16 protein-coding genes are annotated in these 19,888 nt (G+C 63.1%); 10 read left to right on the plus strand and 6 right to left on the minus strand.

Annotation, left to right across the window (positions count from 1 at the left end; all coding sequences use genetic code 11):
• Positions 1-130: 130 nt before the first annotated feature.
• The 8 genes from ACP15O_RS09190 (at position 131) to recN (ending at position 10,166) form a co-directional block, all read left to right on the plus strand.
• A complete protein-coding gene (locus ACP15O_RS09190) occupies positions 131-1,009 on the plus strand; it encodes a D-alanine--D-alanine ligase (protein ID WP_425095780.1) in 879 nt (292 codons plus the stop codon).
• Complete coding sequence (locus tag ACP15O_RS09195; RefSeq protein WP_425095781.1) at positions 997-1,863, plus strand: cell division protein FtsQ/DivIB; 867 nt, start codon at positions 997-999, stop codon at positions 1,861-1,863. The genes ACP15O_RS09190 and ACP15O_RS09195 overlap by 13 nt, the downstream gene beginning before the upstream one ends.
• Before the next feature lie 6 nt (positions 1,864-1,869).
• On the plus strand, positions 1,870-3,210 hold the full coding sequence (gene ftsA / locus ACP15O_RS09200; protein WP_425095782.1) for a cell division protein FtsA: 1,341 nt from the start codon (positions 1,870-1,872) through the stop codon (positions 3,208-3,210).
• Positions 3,211-3,369: 159 nt separating this feature from the next.
• The gene (locus ACP15O_RS09205) at positions 3,370-4,368 is read left to right on the plus strand and encodes a calcium-binding protein (protein WP_425095783.1); all 999 of its coding nucleotides are present in this window, start codon (positions 3,370-3,372) and stop codon (positions 4,366-4,368) included.
• Positions 4,369-4,738: 370 nt separating this feature from the next.
• Positions 4,739-6,388 carry a cell division protein FtsZ gene (ftsZ, locus tag ACP15O_RS09210; protein ID WP_425095784.1) on the plus strand — a complete coding sequence of 550 codons (1,650 nt, stop codon included), beginning with the start codon at positions 4,739-4,741 and terminating at the stop codon, positions 6,386-6,388.
• Between the two features lie 208 nt (positions 6,389-6,596).
• Positions 6,597-7,517, plus strand: coding sequence for a UDP-3-O-acyl-N-acetylglucosamine deacetylase (gene lpxC / locus ACP15O_RS09215; protein ID WP_425095785.1), 921 nt, complete (start codon positions 6,597-6,599; stop codon positions 7,515-7,517).
• A gap of 126 nt (positions 7,518-7,643) precedes the next feature.
• Positions 7,644-8,492: an outer membrane protein assembly factor BamD gene (locus ACP15O_RS09220; protein WP_425095786.1), complete on the plus strand. Its 849-nt coding sequence runs from the start codon at positions 7,644-7,646 to the stop codon at positions 8,490-8,492.
• Positions 8,493-8,516: 24 nt separating this feature from the next.
• Positions 8,517-10,166, plus strand: a complete 1,650-nt coding sequence (gene recN / locus ACP15O_RS09225; RefSeq protein WP_425095787.1) for a DNA repair protein RecN — start codon at positions 8,517-8,519, stop codon at positions 10,164-10,166.
• Positions 10,167-10,168: 2 nt separating this feature from the next.
• On the opposite strand, the gene ACP15O_RS09230 is transcribed toward recN, so the two are convergent.
• Positions 10,169-11,542 carry an FAD-binding oxidoreductase gene (locus ACP15O_RS09230; protein WP_425095788.1) on the minus strand — a complete coding sequence of 458 codons (1,374 nt, stop codon included), beginning with the start codon at positions 11,540-11,542 and terminating at the stop codon, positions 10,169-10,171.
• A gap of 85 nt (positions 11,543-11,627) precedes the next feature.
• Here ACP15O_RS09230 and ACP15O_RS09235 point away from each other — a divergent pair, with 85 nt between their 5' ends.
• Positions 11,628-13,313 (plus strand): chloride channel protein, encoded by a 1,686-nt coding sequence (locus tag ACP15O_RS09235; protein ID WP_425095789.1) that lies wholly within the window; start codon positions 11,628-11,630, stop codon positions 13,311-13,313.
• Here the strand turns inward: ACP15O_RS09235 and ACP15O_RS09240 are convergent.
• The 3 genes from ACP15O_RS09240 to cobT all read right to left on the minus strand — a co-directional run bounded on the left by ACP15O_RS09240 (position 13,310) and on the right by cobT (position 17,418).
• Positions 13,310-13,642: a DUF427 domain-containing protein gene (locus ACP15O_RS09240; RefSeq protein ID WP_425095791.1), complete on the minus strand. Its 333-nt coding sequence runs from the start codon at positions 13,640-13,642 to the stop codon at positions 13,310-13,312. The two genes, ACP15O_RS09235 and ACP15O_RS09240, sit on opposite strands and share 4 nt — an antisense overlap.
• A 75-nt stretch (positions 13,643-13,717) precedes the next feature.
• A complete protein-coding gene (locus ACP15O_RS09245; protein WP_425095792.1) occupies positions 13,718-15,520 on the minus strand; it encodes an aminopeptidase P family protein in 1,803 nt (600 codons plus the stop codon).
• 23 nt (positions 15,521-15,543) lie between these two features.
• Complete coding sequence (gene cobT, locus ACP15O_RS09250; RefSeq protein WP_425095793.1) at positions 15,544-17,418, minus strand: cobaltochelatase subunit CobT; 1,875 nt, start codon at positions 17,416-17,418, stop codon at positions 15,544-15,546.
• A 147-nt stretch (positions 17,419-17,565) separates the two neighbouring features.
• On the opposite strand from cobT, the gene ACP15O_RS09255 reads away from it, so the two are divergent.
• A complete protein-coding gene (locus ACP15O_RS09255; protein ID WP_425095794.1) occupies positions 17,566-18,336 on the plus strand; it encodes a hypothetical protein in 771 nt (256 codons plus the stop codon).
• A gap of 2 nt (positions 18,337-18,338) precedes the next feature.
• Here ACP15O_RS09255 and ACP15O_RS09260 read toward each other — a convergent pair whose 3' ends face one another.
• On the minus strand, positions 18,339-18,725 hold the full coding sequence (locus tag ACP15O_RS09260; RefSeq protein ID WP_425095795.1) for a hypothetical protein: 387 nt from the start codon (positions 18,723-18,725) through the stop codon (positions 18,339-18,341).
• Between the two features lie 141 nt (positions 18,726-18,866).
• Positions 18,867-19,838 carry a cobaltochelatase subunit CobS gene (gene cobS / locus ACP15O_RS09265; protein ID WP_425095796.1) on the minus strand — a complete coding sequence of 324 codons (972 nt, stop codon included), beginning with the start codon at positions 19,836-19,838 and terminating at the stop codon, positions 18,867-18,869.
• Between the last annotated feature and the right edge of the window lie 50 nt (positions 19,839-19,888).

Here is a 19,888-nt window from a genome sequence, read left to right on the forward strand (position 1 = left end):
GGGGCGCTAAACCCCCGTTTCAGGCCCGCAAAGACGGGCCATCAGAGCAAATAATGGGCTGAAATCAGCCCGAAAATTGAGGCACAGTGTGGGTATGTCGAGCAGGGCAACCCCGAAAGTGGCGGTATTGATGGGCGGTCCCTCGGCTGAGCGCGAGGTGTCCCTGTCCTCTGGGCGTGAATGCGCCGCTGCTTTGCGGGATGAGGGATTCCAGGTGATCGAGGTCGATGCCGGCCGCGATCTGCCTGCGCAACTGTCTGAAATCAAACCCGATGTCGTGTTCAACGCCCTGCATGGGCGCTGGGGCGAGGATGGCTGTGTGCAGGGCCTGCTGGAATGGCTGGGCCTGCCTTATACGCATTCGGGGGTTCTGGCCTCGTCTTTGGCGATGGATAAGGAACGCACGAAACAGGTGTACCGCGCCGCAGGGCTGCCCGTGGCGCACAGTGTTCTGGCCGAAAAACCCGAGGTCGAGGCGCGCCATGTGATGGAGCCTCCCTATGTGGTCAAACCCTATAATGAGGGCTCGTCCGTGGGTGTCTATATCGTCCAAGAGGCCGCCAACGCCCCCCCCAGCCTGAACGAGGACATGCCCGACACGCTGATGGTGGAACAATACGTGCCAGGGCGCGAGCTGACGACCACCGTGATGGGGGACCGCGCGCTGACCGTCACCGATATTGTGGTGGACGGCTGGTATGACTATCACGCCAAATATGCCGAGGGCGGATCGCATCACGTGGTGCCCGCCGACATCCCGCCGCAGATTTTTGACGCCTGCCTGGATTATGCCCTGCGCGCGCATCGGGCCTTGGGCTGCCGGGGGGTCAGCCGGACCGATTTCCGCTGGGACGAAGCCCGCGGTCTGGACGGGCTGATCCTGCTGGAAACCAATACGCAACCGGGCATGACGCCCACATCGCTGTCGCCCGAACAGGCCGAAAAGGCCGGGATCGGCTTTGGCGCGCTGTGCCGCTGGATGGTGGAGGATGCCTCGTGCAACAGGTGATGCCCAAAGCCGATCCCGCGCCCTCGCGTCTGGCGTATCGGATGCAGCGGATGATGCTGACCCCGCTGGTGCGCGGGCTGATCCGGGTGGGGCTGCCCTTTGCCCTGGCGCTGGGTGGGGCCACGATCTACCTGTCTGACGAGGACCGCGTGGATGAGATCCGCCTGGCGCTTGGCGACATCCGCCACAAGATTGAATCGCGCCCCGAGTTTATGGTCAAGCTGATGGCCGTCGATGGCGCGGGCCCCCAGATCACCGAGGACATCCGCGAGATTGTGGCGATTGATTTCCCCGTCAGCTCGTTCGATCTGACGCTTGAGGACATCCGCGCAACGATCCTGGAATTGCCCGCCGTGGCCGATGCCAGCGTGCGGATCAAACCCGGCGGCATCCTACAGGTGGACCTGAAGGAACGGGTGCCGGTGGTGCTGTGGCGCTCGGGGCAGGGGCTGGTGCTGCTGGACGTGGATGGCAATTACGTAGGCGAGGCCCAGGGCCGTCTGGCCCACAAGAACATGCCGATCATCGCCGGGCAGGGCGCCGAGAAAGCCGTGCCCGAAGCGCTGGAGATCCTGCACTCTACGGGGGGGCTGGCGCCTCGGGTGCGGGGGCTGGTGCGGATGGGGCAGCGGCGCTGGGATCTGGTGCTGGATCGCGGGCAACGCGTTTTGTTGCCGGTGGACAACCCGGTGCAGGCCCTTGAGCGGGTGCTGGTACTGAACCAGAGCCAGGACATGATGGCGCGCGATCTGGCGCATGTGGATATGCGTATCGCAGCACGGCCCACCATCCGGATGAATCCGGACGCGGTGGAGGAATGGTGGCGGATCAAGAAGATCAGTGCAGGAGACTGACGGAACATGACCGAGCTTTATGAAACCCAACGCGCGATGCGGAACATGCGCAAAGCGGCCATGCAACGGGGCGTCATAGCAATTCTGGATGTGGGCAGCTCGAAAATCGGCTGTCTGGTGCTGCGTTTTGATGGTGGCGACAAGCTCCAGGATGCCGAGGGCGTTGGCCCGATGGCCGGGCAGGCCGGGTTCCGCGTTATCGGCGCGGCAACCACCCGTTCGCGCGGGGTGCGCTTTGGCGAGATCGACGCGATGCAGGAAACCGAGCGCGCCATCCGCACGGCGGTGCAGGCGGCTCAGAAAATGGCGAATATCCGGGTCGATCACGTGATCGCCTGTTTCGCAGGGGCCGACCCGCGCAGCTATGGATTGGCGGGCGCGATTGATGTCGAGGGCAATCTGGTCAGCGAGCAGGACATCAGCCGCGTGCTGGCCGCTTGTGATGTGCCCGATTACGGGGCTGCGACGGGCCGCGAGGTCCTGCACGCGCAGCCGGTGAATTTCGCGTTGGATCACCGCTCGGGGCTGTCGGATCCGCGCGGGCAGATCGGCCAGACCCTGTCGGCGGACATGCATATGCTGACGGTGGACGCGACCGCGATCCAGAACCTGGCCCATTGCGTCAAACGCTGCGATCTGGAGCTGGCGGGGATTGCCAGCTCGGCCTATGTGGCGGGGATTTCCGCGCTGGTCGAGGATGAGCAGGAACTGGGCGCGGCCTGTATTGATCTGGGCGGCGGGGCGACCAGCCTGTCGATTTTCATGAAAAAACACATGATCTATGCCGATACCGTGCGTATGGGCGGCGATCACGTCACGGGGGACATCTCGATGGGGCTGTCGGTGCCCTTTACCAATGCCGAACGGATCAAGACCTTCTATGGCGGCGTCGTCGCCACCGGCATGGACGACCGCGAGATGATCGACCTGGAAGGCGACACCGGCGATTGGGAACATGACCGCCGCACCGTCAGCCGCGCCGAGCTGATCGGCATCATGCGCCCGCGGGTCGAGGAAATCCTGGAAGAGGTGCGCGCCCGTCTGGATGCGGCGGGTTTTGATCACCTGCCCAGCCAGCAGATCGTGCTGACGGGGGGCGGCAGCCAGATCCCCGGCCTGGACGGGCTGGCGACCAAGATTTTGGGCCATCAGGTACGGCTGGGGCGTCCGCTGCGGGTGCACGGGCTGCCTCAGGCGGCGACGGGCCCCGGATTTGCCAGCGCAGTGGGCCTGTGCCTGTTCGCGGCCTATCCACAGGACGAATGGTGGGACTTCGATCTGCCGGTCGAGCGCTACCCCGCCAGATCCCTGCGCCGCGCGGTGAAATGGTTCCGCGATAACTGGTAAAACTGACAGGTAAAACCCGTCAAACAGGCCGTTTCCCTTGTGGAGACGGCCTTTTGGGTTGGGAATTCCTGACCTGACAGAGCTGGTTCATTTGCTAAGGTCTGACCACTTTCAAGATGGAATAATTTCGCAACTTCTATTTCTTACAAGGAGGCTCGGATGAGCACTTCGATCTTTGGCACTGTTCAAAATGGCACTGTTCAAAATTCCTTTCTGACATTTTTAGATTACGAGGGCACCTCGGGGAATGATTACTGGGAAGGTGGGTCTGGAAATAACACCTATGCGGGGCTGGGCGGGAATGACACGCTGTTGGGGAACGGCGGCGCGGATACGCTCAATGGCAATGCGGGGGACGATTGGGTCCTGGGCGGATCTGGGAATGATCTGCTGCGGGGCGAAGACGGCAATGACACGCTGGAAGGCGGAGACGATCAGGACACGATCTATGGCGGTGAAGGCCATGATTGGATCGAAGGCGACGACGGTTTCGATTGGATTGATGCGGGCACGGGTCATGACGTCGTTTTTGCCGGATCTGACAATGACACCGTATTTGGCGGCGCGGGCAATGATTATGTGGATGGTGGCTCGGGCTTTGATTGGCTTTTTGGCGGGGACGGCGCAGATATTGTCAGTGGTGGTCTGGGCAATGACATGGTGTCGGGCGATGACGGAGACGACACGGTCTATGGCGGCCAGGGCAGCGATTACGTCTATGGCGATGCCGATAATGACCGCGTTTACGGCGGGGCCGGGGATGACTTTGTTTATGGCGGGACGGGCGATGACTATGTCGATGGCGAGGATGGCAATGATCTGGTGCTGGGCGACGCGGGCGATGATACGCTGAATGCGGGGGCGGGTGCCGATACGCTTGAGGGCGGGGCGGGGAATGACCTGCTGTATCTCTTTGCCGATGGCGACACGGACGAGATCATCTTTAATCACGGTGACGGCGCGGATGTTTTGCTGGGCTACGAGGTCGGCGTGGATGTGATTGATCTGGCTCTGAATCTCAGCCCTGTCAGTTCTTCGACTGTAATCAACCATGTGGTCAATGGGGTGACTGTCAGCGGGCTCTATTTGGATTTCGGAAACGGGGATACGCTGATTGTCGATGGTGTGTATGACATCAATGATTTGATGTTTGTCTGATTTAGGCCCCGCGTCATTCCCCGTAGCAGATGGAAACTTTGGGGGGTGACGCGCCGCGTGGCGCGTTGTAATCTGGTGACAACCGGCGATCTACGCCGGACCCATGGGCGATCGAGCACTGCGCCAAACAAACTCCAAAGACGCTGCGGCCCTGTGATGTGGCCGCTCGGCCTGTTGTGTTGCCTGGGCGCGCGCCTGCCAAATCTGGTGAAATCGGCGAAATCCCGCAAGTACACCGGCGCAAAGCCCTATATTTTGTGGTTAATTTGCGTTTTTTGCGTGACGATACCCGCGCTTGTGGGTAACAATGGGGGTTAATAGGCAGAAAAACCACCTGCTCAAGGCAGGACAACATCAGGCGGACAGATCAATGACATTGAACCTTTCGGTGCCCGGTCAGGAAGAATTGAAACCTCGTATCACCGTGTTCGGTGTGGGCGGGGCCGGCGGCAATGCCGTCAATAACATGATCGAAAAACAGCTGGCTGGCGTGGATTTCGTTGTGGCCAACACGGATGCGCAGGCCCTGCAACAAAGCAAATCGCAAAGCCGCGTGCAGCTGGGCGTGAAGGTCACCGAAGGTCTGGGCGCGGGCGCGCGCCCCTCGGTTGGCTCGGCCGCGGCCGAAGAAAGCATCGAACAGATCGTCGATCATCTGGCCGGCGCGCATATGTGCTTTATCACTGCGGGCATGGGCGGGGGCACCGGAACGGGGGCCGCGCCGATCATCGCACAGGCCGCGCGTGAGCTGGGTGTTCTGACCGTCGGTGTTGTCACCAAACCCTTCCAGTTCGAAGGCGCCAAACGGATGCGCCAGGCCGAGGAAGGCGTGGAGACTCTGCAAAAGATGGTCGATACCCTGATCATCATTCCCAACCAGAACCTATTCCGCCTGGCCAATGAAAAAACCACCTTCACCGAGGCCTTCGCCATGGCCGACGACGTTCTGTACCAGGGCGTCAAGGGTGTGACCGATCTGATGGTCAAGCCCGGCCTGATCAACCTGGACTTTGCGGATGTGCGCTCGGTCATGGATGAGATGGGCAAGGCGATGATGGGCACCGGCGAGGCCGAGGGCGAAGATCGCGCCATCCAGGCCGCCGAGAAAGCCATCGCCAACCCGCTGCTGGACGAAATCAGCCTGAACGGCGCCAAGGGTGTTCTGATCAACATCACCGGCGGGCACGATCTGACTCTGTTCGAACTGGACGAAGCCGCCAACCGCATCCGCGAAGAGGTGGACCCGGACGCGAATATCATCGTCGGCTCGACCCTGGATACCGATATGGAAGGCATGATGCGCGTCAGCGTCGTGGCGACGGGGATTGATGCCTCGGAAACAGTGTCGGAAATCCCGGTGCCGCGCCGCTCGATGGCTGCGCCGCTGACGCAAACCGTCACCGCAGAAGAGCCCGCCCCGGCCCCTGCACCGGCCCCGGTTGTGGCCGAGGCCCCGGCTGCGCCTGTCGCCGCCGAACCCGCTGAGCCGACCCTGTTCCAAGAGCTGGAGACACCGGCCCCGGTTCAGGCTCCGGCTGCTGCCGCCCCCCAGGCGCCAGAGGAAATCTATGAGGACGAATATGCTGCCTCGGACGATTTGCCACCGCCGGTGTATCGCCCGCAAGTGGCCGAGTTCCAGCCCCAGCCCGATGTGGCCGAAGACCCGACCGAAAGCTTCGTTGCGCCCAAGGCCCCGGCTGCGGGCACGCCCTCGCCCGAGGCGCTGGCCCGTCTGCAAGCGGCCGTGCACAAAGCGCCCGCCGCAGCGGCGCGTCCGGCGGCTCCGGTTGCGGAACGCCCGGCCGCCGCGCCGCAGCCCGAGGCCGAACGCCCGCGTTTCGGCATCAACTCGCTGATCAACCGGATGACCGGCCACGGCGCCGAGGCCAGCCATCAGGGCGCGCCCCAGGCCGCCCTGCGTCAGCAGCCCTCGGTTCAGGCGGGCGAGCCTCAGCCCAGTGAAAATCCCGAGCAGGACCGGATCGAAATTCCGGCATTCCTGCGACGTCAGGCGAATTAAATCTGACGAAAAGACGATTGAAAGGCCGCCCCTTTGGGCGGCTTTTCCTTTTTGAAAACAAAGCAATAGCCAGGGGATAGGCAGAATCACGCCTTCGGCGGATTGGCATGTTTCATATCGTTACAAAGATTGAGTTGAGCCTTTGTTACCCGCAGCTTAACTATGTGCCCAAGCAAGACAGAAAGCCGTAAAGGCGTTGGGGATCAGTTTGCAACATACCTTGAAATCAGCGGTGACCTTTTCCGGAGTCGGCCTGCATTCGGGCAAACCCGCACGGATGACGGTGCGCCCGGCCTCGGCGGATTATGGGATCTGGTTCAAGCGGACGGATGTTCTGTACGCGGATGCGCTGATCCCGGCGCGCTGGGATGCGGTGAATCAATCGCCCCTGTGCACCCGGCTGGAAAACGCCGCCGGTATCACGGTTTCGACTGTTGAACATGTGATGGCCGCGCTGGCAGGGTGCGGGATTCACAATGCCCTGATCGAACTGGACGGCCCCGAAGTGCCTATTCTGGATGGCAGCTCGGCCCCGTTTGTGCGGGCCATTCTGCTGAAAGGCCTGACCGCGCAGAACGCCCGTGTGCGCGCCATTGAGGTGCTCAAGCCCATCGACGTTCGCAAAGGCGAGGCCTGGGCCCGGCTGGAGCCCGGCCATGACCTGACCATGGATTTCCACATTGATTTCGAAGACGCCGCGATCGGTGTGCAGGACAAAAGCCTGCGCCTGGCCAATGGCTCGTTCGTGCGCGAGCTGTGCGACAGCCGCACCTTCTGCCGCAAAGCGGATGTGGATTACATGCACGCGAACGGGCTGGCCCTGGGCGGGACGCTGGAAAACGCGGTGGTTGTCGAGGGCGATCAGATCCTCTCGCCGGGTGGTTTGCGCCATGTGGATGAACCCGTGCGCCACAAAATGCTGGACGCGCTGGGGGATCTGTACCTGGCTGGCGCGCCGATTCTGGGGCATTACACCGGCTTTCGCGCCGGTCACGCGCTGACGAACGATCTGCTGCGCGCGCTGTTCGCCGATCCGGCGGCCTTCCGTATGGTGGAATGCGATGCGGGCAAAGTGGCTCGCCTGCCTGGTGTGGGCGCTCATGTGAACGAGATGCCCGCTGTCGCGTAATCGTGTTCAGGCATCCGAACGCCGAAATCCACCAAAGACGTTTTGCACCGGAAAATTCTGTGATAGGACCGATCTGAGCAAAGCGGGGTCCAAGCCCCGGCGCAGTCCACAGAAGGTAAAGACGGCATGACAGGCGGCGGTTCCCGAAAATGGGTCTTCGGTTTGGCTTTGGCCACTGCGGTTCTGGCTGGTTGCGGCGAAGGCAACCGAGCCGATCAGGGGGGCATCCCTCTGGAAAACTACACGGCCGAGCAGATTTTCGGCCGGGGCGAATATGAGCTGGAGCGCAACCGCCCGTCGCGCGGGGCCTTCTACTTCTCTGAGATCGAGCGCCTGTACCCCTATTCCGACTGGGCCAAACGCGCGCTGATCATGCAGGCCTATGCCTATCATCAGGATCAGGATTACGAAAACAGCCGTGCCGCTGCGCAGCGTTATATTGACTTCTATCCCACCTCGGACGATGCGGCCTATGCGCAGTATCTGCTGGCGCTCAGCTATTACGATCAGATTGACGAGGTGGGCCGCGATCAGGGCCTGACCTTCCAGGCGTTGCAGGCGCTGCGCACGGTGATCGAGCGCTACCCGGACAGCGAATATGCGCGCTCGGCGATTCTGAAATTCGATCTGGCCTTCGACCATCTGGCCGGCAAGGAAATGGAGGTGGGGCGGTTCTATCTGAAGCGCGATCACTTCTCCTCGGCGATCAATCGTTTCCGTGTCGTGGTCGAGGATTTCCAGACCACCAGCCACACGGCCGAAGCCCTGCACCGTCTGGTCGAATCCTATCTGGCGCTGGGTCTGACCGACGAGGCCCAGACCGCGGGTGCCATTCTGGGCCATAACTTCCAATCCACCGAATGGTATCAGGACAGCTATAAACTGCTGGCCGGGCGTGGGCTGGAAATGAAGGCCAAGGGCAACAATTGGCTCAGCAAGGTCTATCGTCAGATGATCAAGGGCGAATGGCTCTGATCCGGTACGCCATGGGATGGGCGAATGCTGCGCAGCGTTGAAATCCGAGACATGTTGATCATCGACCGGCTGGATCTGGAATTCCAGCCCGGTCTGAACGTGCTGACCGGGGAAACCGGAGCGGGTAAGTCCATTCTGCTGGACAGTCTGGGCTTTGTTCTGGGCTGGCGGGGGCGGGCGGAACTGGTGCGCGCGGGCGCCGATCAGGGCGAGGTGCTGGCCGTGTTCGATCTGCCCATGGGCCATCCGGCGCACGCCGTTCTGGACGAGGCGGGCCTGCCCGGCGGGGATGAACTGATCCTGCGCCGGGTGAATCGCAAGGACGGGCGCAAAACCGCCTGGGTCAATGACCGGCGCTGCTCGGGCGAGGTGCTGCGGGCGCTTTCGGATACGCTGCTGGAACTGCACGGCCAGCATGACGATCGCGGCCTGCTGGACCCCAAGGGCCACCGCCTGCTGCTGGACACGTTCGGGGCCTATCCGGGCAAACAGGATGCCGTGCGCCGCGCCTGGCGCGACTGGTCTGCCACGCGCAAGGCCCTGGCCGCCGCCGAAACCGCCCTGGCTGCCGTGCGCGAGGAAGAGGATTTCCTGCGCCATGCGGTGGACGAGCTGGACAAGCTGGCCCCGGCCCCCGGCGAGGAAACCGAGCTGGACACCAAGCGCCGCATGATGCAGGGCGCTGAACGTATTCGCGACGATGTGGCCAAGGCTTTGCAGGCATTGGGCAATGACGGGGCCGAGGGCGCGATGGGCGATGCGCTGCGCTGGCTGGAAGGCGTGTCAGACAAGGCCGAGGGCGTTCTGGACGGGGCGATTGATGCTCTGGGCCGGGCTTTTGCTGAATTGTCCGACGCCACGGCGGGGGTGGAAACTGCGCTGGATGGGCTGCATTTCAACCCGCATGAATTGGAAGAGGTCGAAGAGCGCCTGTTCGCGATCCGGGCCGCTGCGCGCAAACACTCGGTGCTGCCGGACGATCTGGGCGCGCTGGCCGAGGAACTGCGCGGACGGCTGAATGCGCTGGATCAGGGGGATGCGGATCTGGCCCGCCTGCGCTCCGAGGTCAGCCAGGCCGAAACCACCTATACCGCCGCCGCCGCCGCGCTGTTCACGGCCCGCACCGAGGCCGCGCAGCGTCTGGACCGTGCCGTTGCCGCCGAACTGGCCCCGCTGAAAATGGAGCGCGCGGTGTTCCAGACCCGCTTTGCCTCGGCCGAGCCTGGCCCTGAGGGCACCGATCAGGTGGATTTCACCGTCGCCACCAACCCCGGCGCGCCGGCCGGCCCGCTGGCCAAGATCGCCTCGGGGGGCGAGCTAAGCCGTTTCCTGCTGGCGCTGAAGGTCTGTCTAAGCCAGCATCAGGACGGCGTGACCCTGATTTTCGATGAAATCGACCGCGGGGTCGGCGGCGCGACGGCGGATGCCGTGGGACGCAGGCTGGCCGCGCTGGCGGATGGCGGGCAGGTGCTGGTGGTGACGCACTCGCCCCAGGTGGCCGCCTTGGGCGCGCATCACTGGCGGGTGGAAAAACGGGTCGAGGGGGGGATGACCACCTCGACTGTGGTGCCGCTGACAGCCGAGCAACGCGTGGATGAAATCGCGCGCATGGTATCGGGCGACACGATCACCGAAGAGGCGCGCGGCGCGGCCAAATCCCTGCTGGGCGGGTAGTTTCAGTTTCCGCGCACCATTTTGCCGGGATTCATGATGTTCTGCGGGTCCATCGCGCGTTTCAGCTGCCCCATGACGTCCCAGGCCTGACCATGTTCGGCCTCCATATATTTCAGCTTACCCACGCCGATCCCGTGTTCGCCCGTGGCGGTGCCGCCCATTGCCAACGCCCGTTCCACCATGCGATGCGACAGATCCTCGGCGGCCGAGACTTCGGCGGGATTATCCTGATCGAACAATAGGATAGAGTGGAAATTTCCATCTCCCACATGGCCCAGAATGGGGCCAGTGATCGGCGAGGCGGCGATCTCGGCGCGGGTTTCATTGACCGCCTCGGCCAGACGCGAGATCGGCACGCAGATGTCCGTCACGATCGAGCGCGCTCCGGGTTTCGAGGCCATGACCGCCCAATGCGCATGATGGCGCATCGTCCACAGCGCGGTGCGATCCTCGGGTTTGGTGGCCCATTCAAAGCCTTTGCCGCCGTGATCGGCCACGATGTCGCCAAAGGTTTCGGCCTGTTCCTCGACCCCGGCCTCAGACCCGTGGAATTCCACCATCAGATGCGGGGATTCGGGCATGTTGGAGCCAGAATAGCTGTTAAAGGCCGCTGCGGTGGCCGCATCCACGAATTCGATCCGCGCCATGGGAATGCCCATCTGAATCGTGTCGATCACCGCATTCACCGCGTCCTCAATCCGGTCAAAGGCGCAGACGGCGGCGGTGATGGCCTCGGGCTGGCCGCGCAGGCGCAGGGTTAGCTCGGTGATCAGGCCAAGCGTGCCCTCGGCGCCGACGAACAGGCCGGTCAGATCGTAGCCGGCGCTGGATTTACGCGCGCGGGTGCCGGTGCGGATGATCCGCCCGTCGGCCGTTACCACCTGTAGCCCCAGCACATTGTCGCGCATCGTGCCGTAACGCACCGCCGTGGTGCCGCTGGCCCGCGTCGAGGCCATCCCCCCAAGGGACGCATTCGCCCCCGGATCCACCGGAAAAAACAGCCCCGTGGCGCGCAGTTCGGTGTTCAGCTCTTCGCGGGTGATGCCGGGCTGAACGGCGACGTCCATGTCCTCGGGCGAGAGGCGCAGGATTTTGTTCATGTTCCGGAAATCCACCGAAATCCCCCCCGAAAACGCCTGCGCCTGCCCTTCGAGCGAGGTGCCAGCCCCCCAGGCCACAATGGGGCAGCCGTGGCGCGCGCAGATCTTGACGATTTCGCTCACTTCTTCGGCGCTTTGCGGATAGGCCACCCCATCGGGGGGTGTCAGGGGAAAATGCGTCTCGGATGCGCCATGTTGTTCCAGATCGGACTTGGACAGGCTAAGCCGTTGTCCTAGTAAGTTAGATAGCTCCTCAAGCGCGGTCTGGATGGCCATGGTTTTCCTCCGGATTGTGCTGGGCAACTTAGGCTAAGCGCGCGGGCCGGAAAAGCGAATTCCACAGCCCGCCAGAGGTTCGGTGATGGCGTTACAATTGGGCAAAGTTCTGGCCAGCGTGGCCGCCCAGGCCGGGCAATCCGTGGCCGAGGCCTTTGCCTTGATGCGCCGCCAGGGGCCCAGCCAGTTTCAATTCTGGCTGATTGCTCTGGCCATCGGAATCGGTGCGGGGTTTGCCGCGCTGTTTTTCCGCAAGGGGATTGATGCGCTTCAGGCGTGGCTTTATGGCACGCAGGATGTGGCGCATCTGCACAGCTTTGCGCAGACGCTGCCCTGGTACTGGATTTTGGGCATTCCGATTGTGGGCGGGCTGGTGACGGGCATCGTGCTGCACCTGTTCACGCCGGACGGACGGGTGCGTTCGGTGGCCGATGTGATCGAGGGCGCGGCCATGCGTGACGGCCGGGTCGAGGGCAAGGCGGGGATTGCCTCGGCCTTTGCGTCGCTGGTGACGCTGTCCACGGGCGGGTCCACAGGGCGCGAGGGGCCGGTGGTGCATATGGCCTCGGTGATTTCGTCCTGGGTCAGCGAACGCATCCATGCCGATGGGATCACTGGGCGCGATCTGCTGGGCTGCGCGGTGGCGGCGGCCGTTTCCGCCAGTTTCAACGCGCCCATCGCCGGGGCGCTGTTCGCGCTGGAGGTGGTGCTGCGCCATTTCGCGGTCCATGCCTTTGCCCCCATCGTGATCGCCAGCGTGGCGGGCACGATCATCAACCGGCTGGAATTCGGAGGCGTCACGGAATTTCTGCTGCCCCCCGGCAATACGCTGGAATTCTATGTCGAGCTGCCGGCCTTTTTGCTGCTGGGGCTGCTGTGCGGGGTGGTGGCCTTTGCCCTGATGCGCACCGTTTTCATCGTCGAGGACGCGGCCAACCAGATTCAGACGGGCACGGGGATGCCGCGCTGGCTGCGGCCGGCGGTGTCGGGGGCCTTGCTGGGGCTGCTGGCCATCGCGTTCCCGCATATCATCGGGGTGGGGTATGAGACCACCTCGGCGGCGCTGACCGGGCAGTTGTTGTGGCACGAGGCGATCGTCTTTGCCATTCTCAAGGTCATCGCGGTGGCGATCACCATGGCGGGCCGGATGGGGGGCGGGATGTTCTCGCCCGCGCTGATGGTGGGGGCGCTGACGGGGCTGGCCTTTGGGCTGATCGCCACGGCCGTCTTCCCCGAGGTATCGGGCGCGCATACCCTATACGCGCTGGCCGGGATGGGCGCCGTTGCCGCCGCCGTGCTGGGCGCACCAATATCCACCACCATGATCGTGTTCGAACTGACGGGCGACTGGCAGACGGGGCTGGCGGTGATGGTGGCGGTGTCGCTGTCCACGGCGCTGGCCTCGCGCCTTGTGGATCGCTCGTTCTTTCTGACGCAGCTGGAGCGGCGGGGGATACATCTGGCCGCCGGGCCGCAGGCCTATCTGCTGGCGATGTTCCGCGCTGTGACGCTGATGCGCAAACCCGGAGACCCCGGCAGCGCCGATCCCGAGCGCTGCGCCGAGATGGTCGAAGATGGCATTTATCTGGATCTGAACGCCACGCTGGAACAGGCCATGCCGCTGTTCGATAAGGCCGGTACGCCCTATCTGCCCGTGGTGGCCCTGCAAAAAGACGAAGCGCCCCAGATCCGGGGCGCCTTGTTTCATGTGGATGCGCTGAAAGCCTTTAACCGGGCCCTGGCCGCGACCGCAGCCGAGGAGCATAGTTAAAGACGCTCGACGGTCAGCATGTCGGAGTTGTAGAAGGCCAGGTGATCCTTGATCCGCTCGGCCTCGGGGGTGGGGGTCTCGTAGCTCCAGGCGGCATCGGTCAGCGTGGTGGATTTCGTGACGATGGAATAATGCGTGGCGTCCCCCTTCAGCGGGCAATGCGTACGCTTTTCGGTCTTATCCAGAAAGGCCATGGCAATATCGTTGCGCGGGAAATAGATGACCGGGTCCAGGCCGTCCTCGTTCAGTTCCAGCGCGTTGCCTGTTTCCCCCAAAACCGCGCCGCCAGCGCGCACCACCCAAGTGCCGCCTGCCTTATGAATTGTCATCGTGTTCCCCATTCAGATCTCCCTGTGTTTTGCGCGTAGTGGCTGCCGATTGTGACATGGTGATGTCACCGCCACTCACAGCGGCCGCGTCGCGTCGCGCAACCATACCCGAGCGGTCTCGGTTAACCGAGGGCCGATTTTGTCGCGGCACGCAGCGTGATAGGCGTCGATCCAGGCGATTTCATCGCGCGACAGCATGTCCGTCACGATCAGGCGGCGGTCAATCGGCACCCAGGTCAGCGTCTCAAAGCTGTACATGTCGCGCGCATCCGCGCGGGGCAGGGCAGGGGCGTTCTGCACTACGATCAGGTTTTCAATACGGATGCCAAAGGCGCCCTCGCGGTAATATCCCGGTTCATTCGACAGAATCATCCCCGGTTGCAGCGGTATCCCCGACAGGCGCGACAGGCGCTGAGGCCCCTCGTGCACGCACAGGTAAACGCCCACGCCGTGGCCCGTGCCGTGGTCATAATCCAGCCCGTCCATCCACAGCGGCGCGCGGGCCACCGCATCCAGATCGCGCCCGGCCACGCCTTGCGGGAATCGCAGCCGCGATATGCCGATCATCCCCTGCAACACGCGGGTAAAGCAGGCCCTGGGGGGATGATCCACATCGCCCACGGGCAGGGTACGCGTGATATCGGTGGTTCCGTTCAGATACTGCCCGCCGCTGTCCAGCACCAGCAGCTGACCCGCGCTAAGCGTCTGATTGGTGCTTTCGGTCACGCGATAGTGGATCACGGCACCGTTCGGCCCGGTGCCGGCGATCGTGTCAAAGCTGATATCGCGCAGGGCATTGGTGGCGCGGCGGTATTCTTCAAGCGCGGTTACAACGTCAATTTCCGTAATGCTGCCAGGGGGTTGCGCATCGTACCATGTCAGGAATTCGCACATGGCGGCCGCATCGGTCAGATGGGCCTCGCGGGTGGCGGCGATCTCGGCTTTGGATTTGCAGGCTTTGGGCAGGATGCACGGATCCTGCGCCCAGGCGATGGGCACGCCGGCCTCTTCCAGCTCCAGGCTGACCTGCAAGGGCGCGCTGGTCCGATCCACCCGCACCGGCCCACTAAGCGAGCGCAGCGCGGCCGCAAAGGCCTCGGGGGGGCGGATCGTGATGTCGGCGCCCAGATGGGCGCGCGCGGTCTGGTCCAGCTTGGCCGCATCCACAAACAGCGACAGATGCGCGCTGTCATGCAGAATGGCAAAGGCGTGCGGCACCGGATTGCGCGGAATGTCCGCGCCGCGAATGTTCAGCAGCCAGGCAATCGAATCCGGCAGCGTCAGAACCGCCGCCCGGTGCCCGGCCCGCGCCAGACGACCGGCCAGGCCTGTGCGTTTTTCTTCATGGGTTTCCCCCGCCAATTCAGTAGGATAGGCGATGATCTGCCCCACGGGTGGGGCTGGCTGATCGGGCCAGATCCGATCCAGCTGATTGGCGACGGGGCGCAGGGTGATCTCGGTATCGAACAGCGTGCGCTCCAGCTCTTCGATGGCGTCGGCGGTATGAAGCCAGGGATCGAACCCAACGGTTCCCCCCTGCGGCAGATGCTGAGCCAGCCAGTCCCCCAGCCGCGTTTCGGGCCAGGGCACGGGGGTGAAATGGCTCAGATCGACCTGGGATTTCACTTGCGTGCGATAGCGCCCGTCGATGAACACACCGGCGTGATCCAGCAGCGCCGCGCAGAACCCGGCCGAGCCGGTAAACCCCGTCAGCCAGCTAAGCCGGTCATCGCGCGGGGCAACATATTCGCCTTGGTGGGCGTCGGCGCGCGGGATCAGAAACCCGGCCAGCCCCTCGGCCTGCATCTGTGCGCGCAGCCGCGCCAGACGCGCGGGGCCTTGCGAGGGATCCGACGTTTCCTGAAAGCTTTGAAACATGTCACACCTTTCCGAGGGCGGGCCTAGCTGGCGCGTTTAATCCCGATCATCCGGGCCTTGGCGCGCGGATCCTGATCGAACAGGCTGGCCAGTTGCTCGGTCATGGCCCCGGCCAGCTGCTCCACATCCGTGATCGTCACCGCGTGCTGATAATAGCGCGTCACGTCATGGCCGATACCGATGGCGATCAGTTCCACCAGCTTTTTCTTTTCGACCATCTCGATCACGTCACGCAGATGTTTTTCCAGATAATTCGCGGGGTTAACGGACAGGGTGCTGTCATCCACCGGGGCCCCGTCTGAAATCACCATCAGGATTTTGCGCTGTTCGGGCCGGGCCAGCATCCGCCGGTGCGCCCACTCCAGGGCCTCGCCGTCGATGTTTTCCTTCAGCAGGCCCTCTTTCATCATCAGGCCCAGATTGGCGCGTGTGCGCCGCATCGGAGTGTCGGCCTTTTTATAGATGATGTGGCGCAGATCGTTCAGGCGGCCCGGCTGCTGGGGGCGTCCCTCGGCCAGCCATTTTTCGCGGCTCTGCCCGCCCTTCCAGGCCCGCGTGGTAAAGCCCAGAACCTCGACTTTCACGTCGCAGCGTTCCAGCGTGCGGGCCAGAACATCGGCGCAGATCGCCGCGATGGAAATCGGCCGCCCGCGCATGGACCCCGAGTTATCCAGCAGCAAAGTCACCACCGTGTCACGGAATTCGGTGTCTTTTTCCACCTTGAAGGACAGCGGCGTGGTGGGGCTGGCGACCACACGGGCCAGGCGTCCCGCGTCCAGAATGCCCTCTTCCATGTCAAACAACCACGAGCGATTCTGCTGCGCCTGCAAGCGGCGCTGCAATTTGTTGGCCAGGCGCCCCACAGCGCCTTTCAGCGGTTCCAGCTGTTGATCCAGATAGGCGCGCAGCCGTTCCAGCTCGGCCGGTTCGGCCAGCTCTTCTGCCAGGATTTCCTCATCGAAATCCGTGACATAGGCGGAATAGTTCGGGTCTGCATCCGACAGGGGCGCTGGCGGCGGCGGTTCCAGCGGGGCGTCGCCTTCGGGCAGTTCGGCCTCTTCGGACATTTCGTCCTCGGCCATGTCGTCCATGGTGACCTGCGCCTCTGAACTGTCTTGCGTTTCATCCTGAGACTGCTCGGGGTCGGCGTCGGCCTCTTGATCGTCCTGATCGTCCTGGCCTGCGGAATCGGGCTCTTCTTGGTCGTCCTGATCGTCGGCGGCGTCGTCCTGATCCTCTTCGTCGGGCTGGTCGGGATCGTCACCCAGCTGATCGCCATAGCCCAGATCCTCGATGATCCGACGGGCGAATTTGGCGAATTCAGCCTGGTTGGACAGTTTTTCCTGCAAATCCTCCAGCGTGCCGCCGGCCTGATTCTGAATGAAACCTTCCCACAGCTGCATGACATTCTGTGCCGCATGGGGCAGATCGCGCCCCGTCGCCAGATGCCGGATCATATAGCCCGCCGCCACATCCAGAGGCGCATCGGCCGCCTGAGTGATCTGGTCATAGCCCAGACGCCGGGCCTCGGTTTCGATCTTGGCGTCAATGTTGCCAGCGGTGCCGGGCATGTCGCGCGCGCCCATGGCCTCGCAGCGGGCGGTTTCCATCGCCTCATAGATGTTGCGGGCCATGTCGCCGGGCGGCGCATAGCGGGCGTGCACGCCATCATCGTGATATTTGCGCTGCATCGCCAGCGCGTCTGCCGTGCCACGGGCCAGCAGCACCTCATCCCGTGTCATCCGGCGTGTCACCTGCGGCAGGCGCATGGTATCGCCGGCAATCCCCGAAGGATCGACCGAATAATTCACGTTCAGGTCCGGATCGTCCGCCATGACCTTGGTGGCATCGGCCAGGGCTTTTTTGAACGGATCGGCGGGGTTGTCAGACTTCTTCATCGCGGGCGGCCAAAGGTTACATGAACAATTGCCTGCACCCTAATCCGCAAGGCCGGGATTGACCATAGGGCGCGTGCGTGGCCCAGGGGGATGACGTCAGGTTTGCGTGGGGCCGGTTTTCGCGTAGGCAAAGGGCAGGAGAATCGGATGAAAGTTGTGTACTGCGCCTATGGCGCGCGAAAATATGCCGATCAGCTGGCGCAATCTGTGCGCTCGTTGCGGGGGCACCACCCTAAGGCCGAGGTGATCGTGCATACCGTGGCCGATTTTGCCCCGCTGATCGCTGGGTTGCCGGTCCGATTGTGTATTCAGCCCGATCGGCCGCGTGCCAGTGACTGGCACGATCCTTTGATGAAACTGCGCGCCATACGGGCCGAGGCCGAGGCGGGGCAGCCGTTTCTCTATCTGGATAATGACACCTATGTGGCCGGGTCGCTGGCCTCGGCCTGGGGGGTGTTGTCGCGGTTCGATTGCCTGGGGGTGCTGTCCGCGATCCATGATCAGCGCGGCTTTCTGGGGCTAGAGCCCGCCCCAGGCCTGACCCGCCCCACGCCCGAGGCGTTCCCCGAATGGAATGGCGGCGTGCTGTTTTTCGCCGGTACAGAGGCGGCGCGTCGCATCGCCCGGCGCTGGTTAGAGGTGCAAGAGATGGGCATTCCCGGCGGCGGAGATCAATGGCCCTTGGCGCAGGCGCTATGGGACAGTCAGGCGCGGCTGCATGTGCTGCCCGCGAATTACAATTGCCGCCTGCCGGCCAGCCCGGTTGTTTATGGGGCCGTGAAAATTCTACATGCTGATCACACGGATCTGGCCGAGGTTGCGTCCAGGGTGAATGCCGAGACGGGGCTGCGGCAGGTGGTGCCCCAGGGGGCGGATTTCGGGCTGCGCTCTTTGGCGTCTGACGCGCGCTGTTTCTAAGGTCAGCTTAGCAGGGCCGAGCGGCACTCTCCGATCTGGCGGAGGGCCAGGCGCTGCGCCATTTGTGCCTGTCGGGGGTCGGGGCTGAAGGTGCCGCGCGACAGCAGCACCGCCTGCGCCTGTTTGGCCCTGATCCGCCAGGAAAGAACCTCGTGCCCGCGCCCATTTGGGATCATCGCCTCAAGAATATCCACCACACCGGCGCGCTGTTTTTGGGTCTGCTCCGAGGCGGCCCCGTCGAACATCCACTGAAATTCCATCTGGGCCGACAGCCGGCCCGCGCAGGTGGCAAAGAACCGCAGCTGATCCTCGTTCACAGACGATTGGGCCAGCGCAACCGGAGCGGAGAGCATTCCGCCCAAAGCAGTCCCCAGAACAAGAGTTTTCAAGCTGCCCATATTTTAGACTTTACGGTCAAAAAGTGAACGATCAAGTCCCGAGTGTTTCTCCTATCCTTTTGAAATAGCGTTAACGGAACGCAAAACGGCGCCCGCAGGGGCGCCGTCGCAGGAAATAAATGGAGGAGTGGCCTATTTCATCGCCATCGAGGCGGCGCTTTCGGGCAGTTCCTCGTCAAAGCAGCGCTGATAGAACTCGGCCACGGTCTGGCGCTCCAGCTCGTCGCATTTGTTCAGGAAGGACAGGCGGAAAGCATAGCCGACATTGCGGAAAATCTCGGCGTTCTGGGCCCAGTTGATCACGGTTCGGGGGCTCATGACCGTGGACAGATCGCCATTCATAAAGGCCGTCCGGGTCAGATCCGCCAGGGTCACCATCTGGCTGATGGTCTTGCGGCCCTTGTCGGTATTGTAATGCGGGTTCTTGGCCAGCACGATCGCCGTTTCGGCGTCATGCGACAGATAGTTCAGCGTGGCCACCAAAGACCAGCGGTCCATCTGCGCCTGGTTGATCTGCTGCACCCCGTGATACAGCCCGGTCGTGTCGCCCAGACCCACAGTGTTCGCGGTGGCGAACAGGCGGAAATAGGGGTTTGGCGTGATCACCTCGTTCTGGTCCAGCAGGGTCAGCTTGCCGTCGGCCTCCAGCACGCGCTGGATCACGAACATCACGTCGGCGCGGCCGGCGTCATATTCATCGAACACGATGGCGGTGGGGTTGCGCAGCGCCCAGGGCAGGATGCCCTCGTGGAATTCGGTCACCTGTTTGCCGTCGCGCAGTTTGATCGCGTCCTTGCCGATCAGGTCGATCCGGCTGATGTGGCTGTCCAGGTTCACCCGCACACAGGGCCAGTTCAGACGCGCGGCGACTTGTTCGATATGGGTGGATTTGCCGGTGCCGTGGTAGCCCTGCACCATCACCCGCCGATTGCGCGAAAACCCGGCCAGGATGGCCAGCGTGGTATCGGGATCGAATTTGTAGGTCGGGTCCACCTCGGGCACACGCTCGGTGCGCTCGGCAAAGCCCTTCACTGTCATATCCGTGTCGATGCCAAACACATCACGAACCGAGATGTCCTCGGTGGGTTTTGCGGTCATTTCCATGGTGCCGTTGCCTTTGCCTACGTGCTGAAATTCGGGCCGGATTGCCCGGA

It is taken from the genome of Youngimonas ophiurae (nom. illeg.) (genome assembly GCF_049803795.1).
Lineage (GTDB): Bacteria > Pseudomonadota > Alphaproteobacteria > Rhodobacterales > Rhodobacteraceae > Thalassobius.

What these genes read in the sequence shown, in the direction of transcription:
- ACP15O_RS09220 (WP_425095786.1), top strand. Translation starts at nt 7,644, where the DNA reads ATGACAGGCGGCGGTTCCCGAAAATGGGTCTTCGGTTTGGCTTTGGCC.
- ACP15O_RS09235 (WP_425095789.1), top strand. Translation starts at nt 11,628, where the DNA reads ATGGCGTTACAATTGGGCAAAGTTCTGGCCAGCGTGGCCGCCCAGGCC.
- cobS (WP_425095796.1), bottom strand. Translation starts at nt 19,838, where the DNA reads ATGGAAATGACCGCAAAACCCACCGAGGACATCTCGGTTCGTGATGTG.
- ftsA (WP_425095782.1), top strand. Translation starts at nt 1,870, where the DNA reads ATGACCGAGCTTTATGAAACCCAACGCGCGATGCGGAACATGCGCAAA.
- ACP15O_RS09190 (WP_425095780.1), top strand. Translation starts at nt 131, where the DNA reads ATGGGCGGTCCCTCGGCTGAGCGCGAGGTGTCCCTGTCCTCTGGGCGT.
- ftsZ (WP_425095784.1), top strand. Translation starts at nt 4,739, where the DNA reads ATGACATTGAACCTTTCGGTGCCCGGTCAGGAAGAATTGAAACCTCGT.
- ACP15O_RS09245 (WP_425095792.1), bottom strand. Translation starts at nt 15,520, where the DNA reads ATGTTTCAAAGCTTTCAGGAAACGTCGGATCCCTCGCAAGGCCCCGCG.
- ACP15O_RS09230 (WP_425095788.1), bottom strand. Translation starts at nt 11,542, where the DNA reads ATGGCCATCCAGACCGCGCTTGAGGAGCTATCTAACTTACTAGGACAA.
- ACP15O_RS09240 (WP_425095791.1), bottom strand. Translation starts at nt 13,642, where the DNA reads ATGACAATTCATAAGGCAGGCGGCACTTGGGTGGTGCGCGCTGGCGGC.
- cobT (WP_425095793.1), bottom strand. Translation starts at nt 17,418, where the DNA reads ATGAAGAAGTCTGACAACCCCGCCGATCCGTTCAAAAAAGCCCTGGCC.
- ACP15O_RS09205 (WP_425095783.1), top strand. Translation starts at nt 3,370, where the DNA reads ATGAGCACTTCGATCTTTGGCACTGTTCAAAATGGCACTGTTCAAAAT.
- ACP15O_RS09255 (WP_425095794.1), top strand. Translation starts at nt 17,566, where the DNA reads ATGAAAGTTGTGTACTGCGCCTATGGCGCGCGAAAATATGCCGATCAG.
- recN (WP_425095787.1), top strand. Translation starts at nt 8,517, where the DNA reads ATGCTGCGCAGCGTTGAAATCCGAGACATGTTGATCATCGACCGGCTG.